The following is an 18340-nucleotide window of genomic DNA, read 5'->3' on the forward strand; positions in this document are numbered from 1 at the left end:
GGGTGCGGCGGTATTAGCCTAGTATTTTCAGCCTGTTCTGAAGGGAATGACGGCTTGTCCCTGCGGTGGCGGATCATTCTGCTGGTAATGCTCGCGGCGGCCCTGTCGGCCCTGGCCGGATTGGCGGTGACAATTGGAGGGGCTCGCGTCGCCGTGCGGGCAGAGACCGAGGCGGCACTCAATCAGGCCCGCACGCAACCCGCCGTGATTACCGGCCATGCCCGCCATGTCACCCACCTGTTCGTTCCCGACGGCACCGCTATCCCGCCCCCCAACCCCTCGCATCCCGGCGTGCCCAGCTGGTTCGTAGCCCTGATCTGGGATGGCGCTCCCGATATCCTGCTGGCAGCACCCGGCGGCCAATGGCTGCTGCGCGCCGATCCGGTGGACGAGGTGGCGGAGGTCTGGTCCGATACGGCGGCGCTGGCCTGGACGGCTTTGGTGATGCTGGCCCTGCTGCTGGCTGCCTTGCATGTGCTGGTCGGGCGTGCGCTGGCCCCATTGCACGGGTTTGCACAGGCCCTGGACCGGCTGGCGCAGGGTCAGGCCGCCGGCACGCCAACCGGGGACAATATCCCGGAACTGACCACCATCGGGCAGCGTATTGCCCATCTGGACCGGGAGTTGACAGTGGCACGCGCGGAAAACGCCGCCCTGTCACACAGCCTGATTGCCCTGCAGGATCAGGAACGTGCCCAACTGGCCAGGGACCTGCATGATGAGCTGGGGCCCATGCTGTTCGGTATCCGGGTCGATGCCCATGCCATCGCGCGGGCCGCCGGCACGGGGCCGGTCCCCGCCGCCGACGCCATCGCGCGGGCCGATGCCATCGCCAATGCCGCTGCCGGTATCCGCGACCTGTCGCGCCGTATCCTGAACCGGCTGCGCCCCATGGGGCTGGACCATTTGCATGCGGCTGACATCCTGCGCGACCTGATGGACGGTCTGGCGCGACAGCATACGGACATCCGCTTCACCACCAGCCTGGATGACGATGCCTTCACCCGATCCGAAGCCGCCGACCTGACCCTGTACCGCATCGCCCATGAAGCGCTGCTGAACGCCCTGCGCCATGGCAGGCCGACGCATGTCGGCCTTTCAATCGAGGGCGATGATCAGGGCGTAACCCTGCGCGTCACCGACAATGGCGGTGGCCTGGGCAATGACGCGCCGGCGGGCCATGGCATCATCGGCATGCGTGAACGGGTGCGTGCCCTGGGCGGGGATTTCACGATCCTGACTGACGATGCCGGCCTGACCCTGGTGCAGGCCACCCTGCCTGTACCGCTTTCATCCCCCCAGACACAGGAACATCATGGCTGATGCCGCTCCCTTGATCCTGGTCGTTGATGACCATGCCATCGTGCGCGGCGGCTGCCGGCAATTGCTGGAACCGCCTTTGTCCCGCTTCCGTGTGGTGGAAGCCGCCGATGGCATAGCCGCCCGCGAACAGGTGGCTCGACATAATCCCGATCTGGTGGTGGCCGACTTGAACCTGCCCGGCACGCCCAGCGGACTGGACCTTGTCCGGGAACTGACGGGCGCCGGGCGGCGGGTGGTGGTGTTTTCCATGCATGAAACACCGGGCATCGCAGGCCGCTGCCTGGAAGTGGGGGCCGCCGCTTATGTCACCAAATCGGACGCGCCCGACGCGCTGGTACAGGCGACGGAGGCGGCCCTGCGCGGTGACCGCTGGCTGTCCGCCGACATCGCCCGTGCCCTGGCCCTGCCCAACCGTGAGGGTGACCTGACGGAGCGGGAGGCCGAACTCCTGGATATTCTGGCGGACACAACGGACCTGGATGATGTCGGACGCCGGCTGGGTATCAGCTACAAAACCGTCGCCAATACCCTGGTCCGCCTGCGCAACCGCTTCGGCGTCCGACGCACCGCAGATCTGGTCAGGGTGGCGGTGCAGCGGCGGACCGGGGGTTAGGCCACCACCCCCATCACCACCGCCGCGCCGCTATCCCCGATCAGGGACGCCGCCCGCGCCGGTGCCGCCGCCGCGATAGCGGTGGATATTGCATCGGCCATCGTCGCCGTCGCCGCAGCGACACTGACCTGCCGCCACGCCGTCGCCGGTCGTCCCACGACAGGGTCCAGGATATGCCCGAACCGTCCCGCCGCATCGATCAAGGTACCGCGCGGGGCGGACGTGGCGATGGCCCGGCCCGACACGGGCACGGTGGACAGGATGCGTCCCACCGCATCCGGATCGGCAATGCCCAGTTGCCATTCCTGCCCATCCCCGCGCCGTCCAATCCCGCGCGGTTCCCCCATATCGACCAGCATATGCCCCACCCCATGGGACAGCAGCAGATCGGTCACCCGGTCAGTGATATAGCCCTGGGCGATGCCGTTCAGGGTCAGCTGCGTGCCGGGGGCCAACCGCACCCGGTCGCGCGCCACCTCAACCCGCCACCACCCGACCGTGCCCATGGCGGCGTGCAGAGTCTCCGCCTCCGGCGCCTCGCCCCGGTACAGGTCCCATAGCGGCTGTACCGTCGGATCGAACGCCCCGCCTGTGGCCGCCGCCACCGACAGCGCCTGACGCAGCAGGTCGGTGAAGGCGGCGGGCGGGTCGCCAACCTCCCCCTCCCGGTTCAGGCGAGACAACAGGCTGTCGGGCCGGTGCAGGCTGAACAGCCCCTCCATCGCATCCACCAGCGCCACGACCCGCGACACCAGCCGCAGCGCCACCCCTTGCTCCACCCCATGCAAGGTCAGGCTGGCGGGTCCGCCCATGGCCTGCCCGGTCCAGGTGACGGGCGATGGTTGGCGGGGCCACAGGGCGACACCCGCCCCGGCCAGCGCCACCGCTGACAGGCGCAGCACGCGACGGCGGCTGATCCGGGTTTCAGGCGGCATGACCATTCCTCTTCCCCCCGATGCGCGCCGCCGCCCCGGCCCCATGTTTGGTGGCCACGACCAGCGGCACACAGCGCCCTTCATCGGCATAGATGCCGACACAATCCAGGCACTGGAAACACTCGTCATAACGGATGGAACCATCGCGGCGGATGGCCTTGTAACGGCAGCGCGCGGTGCAAAGCTGACACGGACTGCCGCAGGCCGTCCGCCTGGGTATCCAGTCCAGCACCCGCAACCGCCCCGCCAGGGCCAGGAATGCGCCCAGCGGACAGACATAGCGGCAGAACGGCTTGAACATCACCGTCCCCAGCAGCAGCCAGAACCCAGCATAGATCACAAAGGGCAGGTCGCGCAGGAAGGTCAGGGTGATGGCCGTCTTGAACGGCTCCACCTCCGCCACCGTCTCGGCCTCTGTCGGCGCGATCAGGGCGGTGACCAGCAGCACCGCCAGCACCCCGTATTTCAGCAGCACCAGCCGACCGTCCAGCCATCCCGGCACCCGCATCTGCCGCAGCCGCAGCAGGCGGCCCAGCGCATCGGCAATTTCCTGCAAGGCCCCGAACGGGCACAGCCAGCCGCAGAACGTCCCCCGTCCCCAGATGATCGACGCCACCGCGACATAGGCCCAAAGCAGCAGGGAAATGGGATCGTAGAGCAGGAAGCCGAAATCCATCCCCCGCGCGGCCCCCTTCACCAGCCCCTGCACCGTCACGATGGACAGCTGCCCCTGCGCATAGATGCCGACAAAGCCCAGCGTCACCGCCAGAAACCCCATCCGCATCCAGTAGAACAGCCGCTCCCGCCGGGACAGGCGGGTCTGTGCGATCAACCCCGCTGTCAGGCCCAGCAGCATCAGGCCCAGCACTGATAGCTCGGGCAACCGGCTACCCCAGGCCAGCAACCATTCCGGCGTCGGTTCCTCCACCAATGGCCGGGTGAACAGGTCGGGCGGCAGCGCGTAATCCAGGGGGAAATCCTGTATGCCCTGCTCCGGTCGGATCACGCCCTTTTCCCGGATAACGCGCAGCGACAGGGTCCAGGGGCTGGCCGGGTCGAAAGCGGCGGAACCGTCGATGCGGAACAGCCGTACCTCATCCGCCGCCGGTACCCCGGCGGGCAGGGTGTAATCATGCACCATGTCGCGGATATTAACGGGAAAGCCGGCTTGGCGGACCGACAGCCGGTCCGGCACGGTCGCCGGCACAAAATCCGGGCCGGTATAGGAATAGCGCCCGCTGGACATCACCAGCAGCGCCTCCTCCCCCGGCTGCAACCGCGCCATCAGATGGGCATGCTGCGCGTCACCCAGCAGGGAACGACCAATACCGGGACTGTTCAGATAGGCGACCCATAGGTGGATAAAGGTACCATCGGGGTCCGGCTCCCCCTCCGGGTCCAGACCCGCAAAGACAGTGCCCTTATACGCCGCCTCCACCTGTGCGTTGCTAAGACGCAGGTGGCGGACAAAGCCCTTTTCCACCAGCGCCGCCCAATCCATAACGGCACCAGCATCGGCGCGAGGCAACGATTTCGGCTTGGGCGCAATAGCCGCCATCTTGACCTGCGCCACCTTGGTCGCCGCACCCAGGATGCTCAGGTTGGCGATGCGCAGGCTGGCCGTGGCCTTTGCCACCCCGTCCAGTGTGACGGATGTGCTGCCCGCCCGGTCGGACGCGCCATACTGGCTGCCGATCTTGATATTCTGCCGGATGGTCAGGCCGCGATACTGGGTCAGGAAATCAGCGAAGGGCTGCGGGCCCAGCCCATCCACGAACACCGGCTCATGCTGCGACACGATCCGCACATCCAGCAGCCGGCCCGTATCATCCATGGCGACCGACAGGTTCATGGGCGTACCGGAAAATCCCGGAATGGGCGTCAGGCTCCCCGTCTCAAAGATGTAGCCCGCCACCATCCCCGCCTTGATCAGCGGCCAGGCCGGCACGTCCTTGTCCTTCTCCCCCAGGCTGTAGCCGTCGGGCAGCAGGCGGGCCATCTCCGCCTCGCTCAACGCCGCCCGCGCCGGCCCGGCAGATATCAGCAGCAGCAACAGGACCCAGCGCAGCAGCATCGCTTCCCCCAACTGTTGGGAAAAGGCTAAGTTGCGGGGCGGGCGGCGGGAATTGGACTTTGGTTTCAGGGGCGGCCCCTTACCGCCGGCACAGGCTCTCCCCTTCATCATCGCCCAGACTATCCAGCGGGGTGCGTTGGTGCAGGTAACCTTCCTGGGGCGAGACGGAGACCAGCAGGCGGGGAGAGGTGATCAGGATCGGTTGTCGCAACTGCCCGTCCCAAGGGCGAAAGCTCAACGCCTGTCCCTTGAACGCCGCCAGGGTGAAGCCGGGATCTTTCAGAGCCGCCGCAACCGCCACCGTATCCCCGCCCTTCACCTTGCCCGCCGCCTCCGTCACGGCGCGCACCGCCGTCCAGGCGGCGTAGTCGCGTTCGGTCATCACCCGTCCCGCCAGGACCTGAAACCGGTTCTGAAGCTGCGTGCCGCCCCATTGTTCAAACACCCGCGACCATGCGGTGGGCGTCAGTTCGGCGGTCCCCGCCACGGGGCGGGGCCGTGCCGCACGGTAGGACAGGAAATCACCGAACGCCCCGTCCTCGTCTGCAACAATCAGCACGTCATGGTCGGCCCCGCGCGTGAAGGTGGACACCACGTCACGCTCATTGCTGAAGCCGTCATCGGTGCGGGAATGGCCGACATCGAAGGTCCAGTCCTTCTCCTCCACGATCTTCGCCCCCAGCCGTTTGGCGGTGCGGCGCACGGCATCGGCAAAGGGCTTGTCCCCCGGCCCCGCACCGGTGACCAGAAACCAGCTGGTCCAGCGCCGGGTAACCAGATACTGGCCCAGCGCGTCGGCCAGCATGCGCCGACTGGGGATGGTATGGAGCAGGTTGGCACGGCACTGCGCGTTGCGCAGGCCATCATCGCGGGCCCGTGCGTTAAGCACCAATGCCCCCTTGGCCGCCGCCTTGTCCGCCACGCGCAGCAAGGCATCGCTGGGCAGATCGGCGACGATGAAGCGCACGCCCTGGCCCAGCAGGGCATCCACATCACCCTCCCGCCCCTCCACCAGGGTAAACTCCTTCTTCAGGAACCGGCCCGTGACATTGCCATCCTGAATGCCCAGACGCGCGCCCATCAGCGCCCCGTCGCGGATAACGGGGTCCAGAAAGGAAAGGGGCGTGGCGGGCGGATCGTCGGTGCCGAGGAAGCCGATGGCAAGGCGGGCAATCCCCGCCCCCGGCCTCGCCGCCGGATCGGTGGCCAGCGCGGGAAGCGCACAGTATAAAGCCAGGGCAAGCAACAGGGCGCGCAGCATGTAACATCCCCCTCGTCATCGACGCGGATCTCCCTCCCCGGATAGGCCCGCGCGCGCAGGCGTGACATTGCACTATGGTCTAAGCGATGGGGCCGGTGGGACAGCTTGGCAAGCACCCGTCCGTCACCTTACCATCAACGGTCAAAGCACCGGCGCAGTGCCGGGGTTTCGTGAACCGAGGTCCAGGGGCGTATGCCGCAAATGCCAACCCGGTTGCTGGTGCGGGCCTGCACACATCTGGCGGACCCGGCGGCGGCCATCGACGAGCTTCACAGTAGCCTGACAGCCGCCGATCCGGCGCTGATCGTGCTGTTCTGCTCCTCCCACTACGATCTGTCTGCCGTTGCAGCCTCGCTGCGCGCCCGCTTTCCGGGCGTGCCGGCCATCGGCTGCACGACGTCGGGGGAATTGACGCCGCTTGGCTATATGGATGGCTCCATCACGGCGGTGGCCTTCCCCAAGGGTGATTTTGCGGCCACCATCGCGCGCTTCGATCATGTCAGCCGGTTTGAGATAGGCGACGCCAAGCCCAAGGTACGCGACCTTCTGGCCGAGGCGGAGGATACCGCCATCGAAATGGGCCCGGACGCCCGCCATGTCGCCCTGTTCCTGGTCGATGGGCTGTGCGTGAAGGAAGAACTGATTATCAGCGCCTTGCATGACGCGCTGGGTGGGCTGCCCCTGATCGGCGGGTCAGCGGGCGACGACATGCGGTTCGAGGCGACGCATGTCCTGCATGACGGGGAATTCCATGTCGATGCCGGTGTCCTGCTGATCCTCACCACAACGCGGCCCTTCAAGGTCTTCCGCAATCAGCATTTCGTTCATACCGATCAGAAGATGGTGGTCACCCAGGCTGACCCCACCCGCCGCATCGTGACCGAAATTAATGCCGAGCCGGCGGCCCGCGAATATGCCCGCATGGTCGGGCTGGAAGGCGAGCCGCTGACGCCCATGATCTTCGCCTCATATCCCGTCGTGGTCCGGGTGGGCGGGGAATATTATGTCCGCTCCATCCAGAAGGTGAACGAGGATGAAAGCCTGACCTTCTTCTGCGCCATTGATGAGGGCATCGTGCTGACGGTGGCGACCGGTGTGGATATCGTACGCAACCTTCAGGAACTGTTCGACGGTTTGACGGCAGAGATCGGGAAGCCCGATCTGATCCTGGGCTTTGACTGCGTTTTCCGCTCCCTGGAGTTGGAGCAGAAGCAGCTTAAACAGGCGGCGTCGAAGGTGCTGGCCAGCCAGAATGTCGTGGGCTTCTGCACCTATGGCGAACAGTATAACGCCATGCATGTGAACCAGACCTTCACCGGTCTCGCTATAGGTGCGCGATGAGCGCCCTGCCCGATCCCGCCAACGACCTGCCCACGCCGGAGCAGGAGCGTATCGCGCTCTTGGAGCGGGAGAACTGGAAGCTGAAGCGCATCAACAAGGCGCTGATGGACCGGGTCGAACGGTCCATGGACTATCATGGCAGCGCCTTCTCCCTATTCCAGACCGCCATTGTCCTGGAAAGCCGGGTGCGCGAACGCACCCAGCAGGTGGAAGAAACCCTGCGCGAGCTGGAAGCGTCCAACGGGGAACTGGCGCGCGCCAAGGAAGCGGCGGAAACGGCGCAGACACGGCTGGCCGAGGCCATTGAAAGCGTGAATGAGGGGTTTGCCCTGTTCGATGCCGATGACCGGCTGGTCCTGTGCAACCAGACCTATCTGTCGCTCTGGCCCGCCATCGCCGACCAGATCCGGCCGGGAATCAGTTTTGGTGAGATCGCGCAGATGGCGGTGTCGCGCGGGTCGGTGGTGCCGGATACCGCCGGCCCCGACCGCTGGGTCCGCGAAAGGGTGGCGCAGCATGCAGGCGCCGACGGCACACATGTCCATGCCCTGGCCGACGGGCGCTGGATACAGATCAATGAACGGCGCACCCGCGATGGTGGCATCGTCGGCATCTATACCGACATCACCGATGTGAAGGAACGCGACGCCCGCGACGGGCAGGAACGCATCCGCCTGATCACCGACGCCATGCCCGCCCTGATCGCCTATGTCGATGCGGAGGAAACCTACCGTTTCGTGAACCGCCGCTATGGCGAGATGTTCCGCCGCCCCCGGCATGAGATCGTGGGATCGACCATGCGCGAATTGCTGGGTGAGGAGGAATATCGCCGCCGCCGCCCGCATATCGGCACCGTCATGGCGGGACAGGAAACACAGTTCGACCTGGAATTCGATACGCGGTCGGGCAAACGCTATTCCCAGGCAACCTATGTCCCGCATTTCGCACCCGATGGCGCGGTGCTGGGCTTCTTCTCCCTGATCCAGGATGTGACCGAACGCCGCCGCGCAGCCGAAGACCTGCGCGAAGCGAACGAAGGCCTGGAACGCCGCGTCGCCGAACGCACCGCCGCCCTGAAGCAGGAGATTACCGAACGTCAGCAGATCGAGGAAAAGCTGCGGGAGGCGAAAACCGCCGCCGAACAGGCCAACCTGTCCAAGACCAAGTTCCTGGCCGCCGCCAGCCACGACCTTCTTCAGCCGCTGAACGCGGCCCGCCTGTTCGTGTCCGCCTTGACCGAAGGAGAGCACGAGGCCGGCACGCGCATGCTGGTGGAAAAGACCGATGCCGCCCTGCTGTCGGTCGAAGACCTGCTGGAAGCGCTGCTGGATATTTCCAAGCTGGATGCTGGCGTGGTGCAGCCACAGTTGGATGATTTCCCGCTGGCCATGCTGCTGACATCCATGCAGGCCGAATATGCGCCGGTGGCCAAGGAACGCGGGCTGGATCTGCGCGTCCTGCCCTGCAAGGCCATTGTCCATACCGACATGCGCCTGCTCCGCCGCATCCTGCAGAACTTCGTCTCCAATGCCCTGCGGTACACCCGCACAGGCCGCGTACTGGTTGGCTGCCGACGGGTGGCGGACGGGGTGCGGATCGAGGTGCTGGACACCGGCCCCGGCATCCCGGCGGACAAGCTGGATGAAGTGTTTGAGGAGTTCCGCCGTCTGGAAGGCACCGACCGTCCAGCCGGGCGCGACCGGGGCATGGGGCTGGGCCTTGCCATCGTTCAGCGGGCGGGCCGCATGCTGAACACGCCCATCGGCCTGCGCTCCCGCGTCGGGAAGGGATCGGCCTTTACCGTCACGGTACCACTGGGCAGCAAGAAACGCCCCGCCCCGCCCAGTGCCACGCGCAGCACAGCACCCGCCAGCCCCCTGACCGGTGCGCGTATCCTGGTCATCGATAATGAACAGGCCATTCTGGACGGGATGGGCGCGCTGCTGCGCGGCTGGGGCTGTCAGGTGCAGGTGGCACCCTGCGCCGACAGCGCCATGGACGCCCTGCCCGCCCTGGGTGGCTGGCCCGATGTGATCATTGCTGATTACCATCTGGAAAACGGCGCCATCGGCGTCGACGCCATCGCCCGCATCATCCAGGCGCGCGGCCATGACATCCCCGCCATGGTCATCACGGCCAACCGCACGGCGGAAATCCATGAACGGGTGCAGCACGACGGCTATGCCCTGCTGACCAAACCCGTAAAGCCCGCACAATTGCGGGCCTTGGTGACACAGCTGATCGGGTAGACCGGGGAGCATGGCCCCCCGGCCCAAACCTCACGCAATCTTGCGCAGTTCGTCGCGGACATTGTCGACGCGCTGGTTGGCGGTGCGGGTGGACAGCACGATCTCATCCATATTGTGGTGGATCAGGGCCACATCACCCGATGCGCCGCGCATGTTGGCGTTCATCAACCGGGCCACCGCACTCTGTTCCTCAACCGCGGAACAGGTGCCGATAACATAGCCGCGCACCGCGTCGATGGCGCCACGGATGGCGTGAAGCTTCTCCGCCACGTCACCCGACACGTCCTGCAAATTCACGATCTCCTTGGAGATCAGCTGCGTCGCCTCTGCCGCCTGCCGGGCCAGGGACTTCACCTCTCCCGCCACGACCGCGAAGCCACGGCCAGCCTCGCCGGCGCGCGCACTTTCGATGGTGGCGTTCAGGGCCAGCATGTTAATACGTCCGGCAATATCGCCGATCAGCTTGACGATGCCGTCCATGGCCTGGGTGCCGCGCACCAGCTTCTCAGTTGCCTGATCCACCACCTGCGCCTCACTATAGGCCTGCTCGGTGGCTTCCTTGGACCGGGTCATGCTCTGCGCGATCTCGCGGATGGAGGCATCAAGCTGCTCGGAGCCGCTGGCGATGGCCTGCACATTTTCCGAGGTACGCTGCGATGCCGCCGACGCATCCTCCGCCTGGGCATTGGAGGCCTGAACGGCAGCGACGATGTCGCCCAGATACTTCTGGACCGCCGCGAGCGTCTCTTCCGTCTGGTGTCGTGCCTCAACCGCTGCGGTCACGTCACTGGCGAACTTCACCACCTTGATCGGCTTGCCATTGCCATCCAGGATGGGGTTGTAGGTCGCCTGGATGTAAACGACGCGGCCACCGGCAGCGATACGCTTGTATTCCGCCTGGCTGAACCGACCGGCGCGCAGGCCCTGCCAGAAGCTGGCATAGGCGGGGCTGGACACTTCCTGCGGATCGACAAACATCGAGTGTTTACGGCCCTGGATCTGGTCCAGCCGGTAACCCATGACCTTCAGGAAATTGGCATTGGCGGTCAGGACAGTGCCATCCATGTCGAATTCAATGACGGCCTGCGCCCGGTCCAGCGCTGCCAACTGGCCTTCCTGATCCCGGCTGTTCTGATGTTCGGCGGTGGCGTCGGTCGCAACCTTGACCACCTTCACCACGCGGCCCTTGCGGTCCAGGACGGGGTTATAGGAACCATGGATCCAGACCTCGCGCCCGCCCTTGGCGATGCGGCGGATCATCTCCACCTGCGTGGCCCGGCCTTCGGCCAGATCCTTCCAGAACCGGGCATAATCGCTACTGTTACGGGTGGCCTCATCCACAAACATGCTGTGGTGACGGCCCTTGATCTCCGCCAGGCTATAGCCCATGGCCGTCAGGAAATTATCATTTGCGCCCAGGATGGTTCCGTCGGGCGTGAATTCGACAATGGCCTGTGCCTTGCTGATGGCGGCCAGGACCGCTTCTGCATCGTGATTGCCACCGAACAACATATCGCACCCCCTTAACCGTGCATCTGGACTGCATAAAGGGGATGGTAGGAAAGGAAAATGATTACGTCATGTGAGCAAAAGTATATTGGCTTGATGCAGATCAATATAATGAACGATTAATGGGAATTAGTTAACAAAGATAAACAAGACAACAAACACCCACTTAACCTTAAAATTAAACACTGACGTCTTTAATTTTGGAAACGCCAAAGAAACAGAAACCCATGCCATACCCTTAAATCAGAGGGCCAGGGCGGCTTTCACCGGGTTTCGCCTGTACATAGGTTGTCAATCCCGTCACACCGCCGGCTCCATCTGATCCCCACGCGGCGGCGGACCTGCGGCCTGCAGCACCACCGCCTCCTCATCCGTGAACACCCGTGACCTTGTCAGAAAACGCATACCTTCCGGCCCTTCCAGGGAGAATCCGGCGCCCCGGCCCGGTACCGCATCGATAATTAGCTGCGTGTGCTCCCAATACTCGAACTGGGCCGCACCGATGAACACGGGGGCGCCATGGATTTCCCCCAGATAGACATCGCGGCTGCCCACCTTGAACTCCCCCGCGGGGTAACACATAGGCGCCGACCCGTCGCAGCACCCGCCCGACTGGTGGAACATCACCGGCCCGTGCAGGGCGCGCAGCCGGTCGATCAGGGCGTCGGCGGTGGGCGTGGAAAGAACACGGGGAACCATGGACATCTCCTCCGGGCCATAAACAAAGAAGGCGGGTGACGCCTGTAGACGCCACCCGCTGCCAAGTCGCCTCATAAGGGAAGAAAGGCGCTGATCACTTAAAAGAAGCCCAAAGCCTTCGGGCTGTAGCTGACCAGCAGGTTCTTGGTCTGCTGATAATGGTCCAGCATCATCTTGTGCGTTTCACGCCCGATGCCCGACTGCTTGTAACCGCCAAAGGCCGCATGGGCCGGATACAGGTGGTAGCAGTTGGTCCAGACACGTCCCGCCTGGATATTGCGGCCAAAGCGGTAGGCGCGGCTGCCGTCGCGGCTCCAGACGCCAGCGCCCAGCCCGTACAGCGTGTCGTTGGCGATGGACAGCGCCTCTTCCTCGCCCCGGAACTTGGTGACGGCCAGGACGGGGCCAAAGATTTCCTCCTGGAACACCCGCATCTTGTTATGGCCTTCCAGCACCGTCGGCGTGACATAGTAACCGCCGGACAGATCGCCACCCAGATCGGCACGCCCGCCGCCGGTCAGGACCTTGGCCCCCTCACCCCGCCCGATATCGATATAGGACAGGATCTTTTCCAGCTGATCGTTCGATGCCTGGGCGCCGATCATGGTGCTGGCGTCCAGCGGGCTGCCCTGCTTAATCTTCTGGACCCGTGCGATGGCCTTTTCCATGAACCGGTCATAGATGCGTTCATCGACCAGGGCGCGCGACGGGCAGGTGCAGACCTCCCCCTGGTTCAGGCCGAACATGGCGAAGCCTTCCAGCGCCTTGTCCAGGAAGTCGTCATCCTCTGCCATCACGTCGGCGAAGAAGATGTTTGGCGACTTGCCACCCAGTTCCAGGGTGACGGGGATCAGGTTCTCCGACGCGTATTGCATGATCAGACGGCCGGTCGTGGTCTCACCCGTGAACGCAATCTTGGAAATGCGCTTGTTGGTGGCCAGCGGCTTGCCCGCCTCGATCCCGAAACCGTTGACGACGTTCAGGACGCCGGCGGGGATCAGGTCACCGACAATATCCATCAGCACCATGATCGACATCGGCGTCTGTTCAGCGGGCTTCAGAACCACGCAATTGCCGGCGGCCAGTGCCGGGGCCAGCTTCCAGGCCGCCATCAGGATGGGGAAATTCCAGGGGATGATCTGGCCCACCACGCCCAGTGGCTCATGGAAATGATAGGCGACGGTGTCATGGTCGATCTCGGCCAGGCTGCCTTCCTGGGCGCGCACGCAGGCCGCGAAATAGCGGAAATGGTCGATGGCCAGCGGAATATCGGCGGCGGTCGTCTCGCGGATCGGCTTGCCATTATCGATGGTCTCGGCCAGCGCCAGCAGGTCCAGGCGCTGTTCCATGCGGTCGGCGATGCGGTTCAGAACGGCGGCGCGTTCAGCAACGGAGGTACGGGCCCACTTGTCCTTGGCCTTGTGCGCGGCGTCCAGCGCCAGCTCGATATCCTCCGCCGTGGATCGCGCGATCTTGCAGAACACACCGCCGGTGACGGGGGAGATATTGTCGAAATACTGGCCGCGCACGGGGGCGACCCATTCGCCACCGATGAAATTGTCATAGCTGGCGCGGATGGCGACGCTGGATTTCAGGTTCTCGATGGCCTGGTGCAACATGGGGGCGTCTCCCTTGGGGATGTCATGAACCCCTGTCTTGGGGCTCGGGATCGACGCCAACCGTGCGCCCCCTGGCCCCTCCGGTAAATTAGACTTTGTGTGAAGAAACCCGTCCCGGACGGGTTGCCCCGACACCATGGTGTAATTGCGCAAAGGGATTGACCTTGGCTTCTTTGAGGTGAAATTCACCCGCAAAACCAAGGTGTTCCGATAATGATGACGCGCCCGTACATCCTGGCCGCCGCCCTGGCGGCACAGGTCCTGATCGCCGCCACGGCAGAGGCCGCGACGCATGAGGTGAAGATGCTGAATCAGGGGCCGGGCGGGGCCACCATGGTGTTTGAACCCGCCATGCTGACCATCGCGCCGGGCGACACGGTACGCTTCATTCCCACCGACAAAAGCCATAATGCCGAGGCCATCAAGGGCATGCTGCCCGAGGGCGTGGAACCCTTTACCGGCAAGATGAATGAGGAGATCACGGTCACCTTCGACCAGCCCGGCCTTTACGGCTTCAAATGCAAGCCGCATTACGCCATGGGCATGGTCGGCGTCATCGTCGTGGGCGATCCGGTGAATGTCGAACAGGCGAAGGCCGTGAACCATCCTGGCAAGGCGAAGGAACTGCTTCTGGGGCTGATGGCGAAGCTGCGGGGGTGAGGGGGCATTCTCCACCCTGCGCGTCGCTCCCTCACCCTCCCACCGCTTCGCGGCGGGCCCCTCCCTCTCCCGCAAGCGGGCGAGGGGCTAAAGGTTCTTCCCTCGCCCACGAAAGTGGGAGAGGGAGGGGCCCATCGCTGCCAGGCGATGGGAGGTTGAGGGAGCGACCTACTGCGCCGCCGCCCGTGCCGAGACCTGGGGCGTGCCGGGGGCCGGGGCGAAGTTCACCTTGTTGGCCAGGATCACGGCCTGGGTGCGGCTGAATACCCGCATCTTCTGCAGGATGGCGGAGACATGGGCCTTTACGGTCGTCTCCGTCACATCCAGCTCATAGGCGATTTCCTTGTTCAACCGGCCGGCGACGACCAGTTCCAGCACCTTGCGCTGCTGGGGCGTCAGCGTGTCGATGCGGCGGATGATCTCCTGATCCTCCCCCGACGGGGCCGGGGCCGGCGCATCCTCCAGATCGTCCGGCACATAGACATCGCCGCCCAGCACCTGATGCAGGGCCTTGGCGATCATGCCGCGCGGCAGCGATTTCGGCACGAACCCCGCCGCACCATGGCGCAGCGCCTCGTTCACGACCTGCCGGTCGCAGGCCGCCGACACCATGACCACCGGCAGTGCCGGATAACGCGCCCGCAGGGAGGCCAGGCCGGCGAACCCGTTATTGCCGGGCATGTTCAGGTCCAGCAGGACCAGATCAAAATCGCCCTCACGGTCGACGATGCGGATAACCTCGTCCAGGTCGGACGCCTCGAACAGCTCGCACCGGTCCAGTGCGACGGCAACAACGGTGCGCAACCCGTCGCGCACCAGCGGATGATCATCCGCGATCAGAACCTTGCCCATGCCCTTGTCCTCCCCGTCGCCCTGATGGCCGCGCCGATTTGATTATTTTCTGGGCGTAAACAGCCTACTCGCGTGGGGAAAGACGGACAATCGCGGGGCCGGCGGCAGGATACGGTTCTTTAGTATAAGGTGCCCCGCCCGCCCGCCGGAGGCCGGGCCGGTTGCGGCGCGGGTGGGCAGGATACGGGACAATCATCCCGGCCAATCCGGGAAATATATCACGAATATACGGGAAACAACTCACGAGAACATTACAATAAAATCCCGGTCATCCAGAATATAAATCATCCTTTTCCTACAAAGTACAATTTGCGATCCCCGTCAATGATGACAGGGTTTCCCCGCAGAACCGCAAGGCCGACGGGTGTGGGTCGGGCGGTTTCTTCCGAATTTCAATAATCGGGGAACAGGGAGAGAATGATGCTGATGAAAACGACGTCCCGGCGCTGGCGCGCGCTGCTGTCAGGGGCCAGTCTGGGCGTGATGGCGGCCTTTGCCGCGACGGGCGCCATGGCCGATGCGCCGCGTCCCGTCACCTGGGAAGACATCGCCAATGACGCGAAGACCAATGGCGACGTGCTGATGTATGGCATGGGCCTGGACGCCAAGCGGCACAGCACCCTGACCCAAGTGAATGACCGGAATGTCGGCAATCTGGTTCCGGCCTGGTCCTTCTCCTTCGGGGATGAGAAGCAGCGCGGGCAGGAAACACAGGCCATCGTGCATGACGGCGTCATCTATATCACCGCTTCCTACAGCCGCATGTTTGCGCTGGATGCCCGCACGGGCAAGCGGCTCTGGTCCTATACCCACCGTCTGCCCGACGATATCCGCCCCTGCTGCGACGTGATCAACCGGGGTGCGGCCATCTATGGCGACAAGGTGTTCTTCGGCACGCTGGATGCCAGCGTGGTGGCGCTGGACCGGCACACGGGCAAGCTGGTCTGGAAGAAGAAGTTCGGGGAGCATGAGGCCGGCTATACCATGACCGGCGCGCCCACCATCGTGAAGGATCAGAAGACGGGCAAGGTCCTGCTGGTCCATGGCTCCTCGGGTGACGAATTCGGCGTGGTGGGCAAGCTGTATGCCCGCGACCCCGACACGGGCGAGGAAATCTGGATGCGCCCGTTCGTGGAGGGCCATATGGGCCGCCTGAACGGCAAGGACAGCACCGTCACCGGCGATCCCAAGGCGCCCAGCTGGCCGCGCGACAAGGATGGCAAGCTGGTGGAAGCCTGGAACCATGGCGGCGGCGCGCCGTGGCAGAGCGCCACCTTCGACCCGGAAACCAACTCCATCGTCATCGGCGCCGGCAATCCCGCCCCCTGGAACGGCTGGGCCCGCTGGCCGGGCGACAGCCTGTTCACCTCGGGCCAGGCCTATGTCGACCCGACCACGGGGGAGTTGAAGGGCTTCTACCAGCACACGCCCAACGACACCTGGGACTTCTCCGGCAATAACGAGATCATCCTGTTCGACCTGAAGAAGGACGGGAAGACCATCAAGGCCGCCGCCCATGCCGACCGCAACGGCTTTTTCTTCGTCACCGACCGGACGAAGTTAGCGGCCAAGGGCGGGGAGATCAACCGGCCCAAGGCCCTGATCGCCGCCTATCCGTTCGTGGACAATATCACCTGGGCCAAGGGCTTCGACCTGAAGACCGGCCGCCCGATTGAGGCGGAGGGCCAGCGCCCGCCCCTGCCCGAAAAGGGCGAGATGAAGGGACGGACGGTGGAGGTCTCTCCCCCCTTCCTGGGCGGCAAGAACTGGAACCCGATGTCCTACAGCGAGGAAACGGGCCTGTTCTATATACCCGCCAACCATTGGAAGGAGGATTACTGGACGGAAAATGTCGCCTATCAGAAGGGCAGCGCCTATCTGGGCATGGGGTTCCGCATCAAGAAGATGTACGAGGATCATGTCGGCATCCTGCGCGCCATGGACCCCGCCACCGGCAAGATCGTGTGGGAGCATAAGGAAAAGCTGCCGCTGTGGGCCGGCACCATGACGACGTCGGGCAATCTGGTCTTCACCGGCACCAGCGACGGCTATATCAAGGCGTTCGACGCGAAGAATGGCAAGGAACTCTGGGCGTTCCAGACCGGGTCGGGCGTCGTCTCCTCTCCCATCACCTGGGAAATGGACGGGGTGCAGTATATCGGCATCGCGTCCGGCTATGGCGGGGCGGTGCCGCTGTGGGGCGGCGACATGGGGCCGCTGACCAGCAACGTGCCGCAGGGCGGTTCCTTCTGGGTCTTCCGCCTGCACCAGGACCGGTCGGCGCCGTAAGCGGCCCGTCATTTCCTGGCCGTTTCCGTTATTCCCTCACTTTCTCTGTTGTTCCCTCACCCTCCCAAGCCCTCACGGGCTTGGGCCCCTCCCTCTCCCGCTTGGCGGTAGAGGGGCGAAATAAGGCTCAACACCAAGTTCCGCCCCTCGCCCACGACAGTGGGAGAGGGAGGGGCCCATTGGCGCCAGCCAATGGGAGGGTGAGGGCAAGCATGGGGAACCTGAGGGAGCAACGGGAACCGCCACCTCCCCGGAGCCCCCCATGCGCCTCCTGTCCTCCTTTCTTCTGGCCCTCCTGCTCCTCCCCCCCGCGATGGCGCAGGACCAGCCCGCCGATGCCCCCCGAAAGGTGGGCGATTGCCTGCTGGTGAAGGGCGCCAGATGTCCCGGCGCCGACCTGCGTCACGCGGATCTGCGCGGGCTGGACCTGTCGGGCGCCGACCTGACGGGGGCGAAGCTGGCCCGCGCCGACCTGCGCAATACCGACCTGCGTGGTGCCATCCTGGACAAGGTGGACATGGAGGCGGCGGACCTGCGCAAGGCCTTCCTGCAGGGGGCCAAGCTGCGGGGGGCCAGCCTGCGGGGCAGCAATATGGAATTCGCCCGTGCGGCCAAGGCGGATTTCAGCGGGGCCGACCTGACCGCCGCCAATATGGAGGCCGCCTGGTTCTCCGGCGCGCAGTTCTATCAGGCAAAGCTGGTCAATGCCGGGATGCAGGAGGCGAAATTCTACGACGCCAACATGATCGGCGCCGACATGACGGGGGCGCGATACCCCTATGCCATCTTTCAGAACACCTTCATGCAGGATTGCACGGCCTGCCCGGTGGACTGGTGACAGGGAAAGGGCCGCTCCCTCCCCGGAAGCGGCCCCCTACCCGCAGAACCGCCAGGTTCTGATCACCGCAAAACAGTA

The 18340-nt window shown here is 64.7% G+C and carries 14 protein-coding genes; 7 read left to right on the forward strand and 7 right to left on the reverse strand.

The window, feature by feature from the left end:
- Positions 1-54 precede the first annotated feature (54 nt).
- Together C0V82_RS05385 and C0V82_RS05390 are read left to right on the forward strand one after the other, a co-directional pair.
- On the forward strand, positions 55-1323 hold the full coding sequence (locus C0V82_RS05385; RefSeq protein WP_102111436.1) for a sensor histidine kinase: 1269 nt from the start codon (positions 55-57) through the stop codon (positions 1321-1323).
- Positions 1316-1936 (forward strand): response regulator transcription factor, encoded by a 621-nt coding sequence (locus C0V82_RS05390; protein ID WP_102111437.1) that lies wholly within the window; start codon positions 1316-1318, stop codon positions 1934-1936. Before C0V82_RS05385 ends, C0V82_RS05390 begins: the two co-directional genes overlap by 8 nt.
- On the opposite strand, the gene C0V82_RS05395 is transcribed toward C0V82_RS05390, so the two are convergent.
- The 3 genes from C0V82_RS05395 to C0V82_RS05405 form a co-directional block, all read right to left on the reverse strand.
- On the reverse strand, positions 1933-2871 hold the full coding sequence (locus tag C0V82_RS05395) for an FAD:protein FMN transferase (RefSeq protein ID WP_158659741.1): 939 nt from the start codon (positions 2869-2871) through the stop codon (positions 1933-1935). The genes C0V82_RS05390 and C0V82_RS05395 overlap by 4 nt on opposite strands.
- Positions 2861-4945, reverse strand: a complete 2085-nt coding sequence (locus C0V82_RS05400; protein ID WP_158659742.1) for a 4Fe-4S binding protein — start codon at positions 4943-4945, stop codon at positions 2861-2863. Before C0V82_RS05400 ends, C0V82_RS05395 begins: the two co-directional genes overlap by 11 nt.
- A gap of 79 nt (positions 4946-5024) precedes the next feature.
- On the reverse strand, positions 5025-6206 hold the full coding sequence (locus C0V82_RS05405; RefSeq protein WP_102111440.1) for an ABC transporter substrate-binding protein: 1182 nt from the start codon (positions 6204-6206) through the stop codon (positions 5025-5027).
- 201 nt (positions 6207-6407) lie between these two features.
- Here C0V82_RS05405 and nosP point away from each other — a divergent pair, with 201 nt between their 5' ends.
- Together nosP and C0V82_RS05415 are read left to right on the forward strand one after the other, a co-directional pair.
- Complete coding sequence (nosP, locus tag C0V82_RS05410; RefSeq protein ID WP_188595073.1) at positions 6408-7547, forward strand: nitric oxide-sensing protein NosP; 1140 nt, start codon at positions 6408-6410, stop codon at positions 7545-7547.
- Positions 7544-9796 (forward strand): PAS domain-containing hybrid sensor histidine kinase/response regulator, encoded by a 2253-nt coding sequence (locus tag C0V82_RS05415; protein WP_102111442.1) that lies wholly within the window; start codon positions 7544-7546, stop codon positions 9794-9796. The genes nosP and C0V82_RS05415 overlap by 4 nt, the downstream gene beginning before the upstream one ends.
- A 30-nt stretch (positions 9797-9826) precedes the next feature.
- Here C0V82_RS05415 and C0V82_RS05420 read toward each other — a convergent pair whose 3' ends face one another.
- The 3 genes from C0V82_RS05420 to adh form a co-directional block, all read right to left on the reverse strand.
- Positions 9827-11308, reverse strand: a complete 1482-nt coding sequence (locus C0V82_RS05420; protein WP_102111443.1) for a methyl-accepting chemotaxis protein — start codon at positions 11306-11308, stop codon at positions 9827-9829.
- 297 nt (positions 11309-11605) lie between these two features.
- Positions 11606-12004, reverse strand: coding sequence for a DUF779 domain-containing protein (locus tag C0V82_RS05425; RefSeq protein WP_199772477.1), 399 nt, complete (start codon positions 12002-12004; stop codon positions 11606-11608).
- Positions 12005-12102: 98 nt separating this feature from the next.
- Positions 12103-13623 (reverse strand): aldehyde dehydrogenase, encoded by a 1521-nt coding sequence (gene adh / locus C0V82_RS05430; protein WP_102111445.1) that lies wholly within the window; start codon positions 13621-13623, stop codon positions 12103-12105.
- A gap of 213 nt (positions 13624-13836) precedes the next feature.
- Here adh and C0V82_RS05435 point away from each other — a divergent pair, with 213 nt between their 5' ends.
- Positions 13837-14283: a pseudoazurin gene (locus C0V82_RS05435; protein WP_102111446.1), complete on the forward strand. Its 447-nt coding sequence runs from the start codon at positions 13837-13839 to the stop codon at positions 14281-14283.
- Between the two features lie 168 nt (positions 14284-14451).
- Here the strand turns inward: C0V82_RS05435 and C0V82_RS05440 are convergent, their stop codons facing one another.
- Entirely contained in the window at positions 14452-15135 is a 684-nt protein-coding gene (locus C0V82_RS05440) for a response regulator (RefSeq protein ID WP_102111447.1), read from the reverse strand.
- A 426-nt stretch (positions 15136-15561) separates the two neighbouring features.
- On the opposite strand from C0V82_RS05440, the gene C0V82_RS05445 reads away from it, so the two are divergent.
- The gene (locus C0V82_RS05445; protein ID WP_102113267.1) at positions 15562-17424 is read left to right on the forward strand and encodes a methanol/ethanol family PQQ-dependent dehydrogenase; all 1863 of its coding nucleotides are present in this window, start codon (positions 15562-15564) and stop codon (positions 17422-17424) included.
- Positions 17425-17686: 262 nt separating this feature from the next.
- The gene (locus C0V82_RS05450; protein ID WP_102111448.1) at positions 17687-18262 is read left to right on the forward strand and encodes a pentapeptide repeat-containing protein; all 576 of its coding nucleotides are present in this window, start codon (positions 17687-17689) and stop codon (positions 18260-18262) included.
- The last annotated feature ends 78 nt before the right edge of the window (positions 18263-18340 follow it).

The sequence above is a fragment of the Niveispirillum cyanobacteriorum genome, from assembly GCF_002868735.1.
Lineage (GTDB): Bacteria > Pseudomonadota > Alphaproteobacteria > Azospirillales > Azospirillaceae > Niveispirillum > Niveispirillum cyanobacteriorum.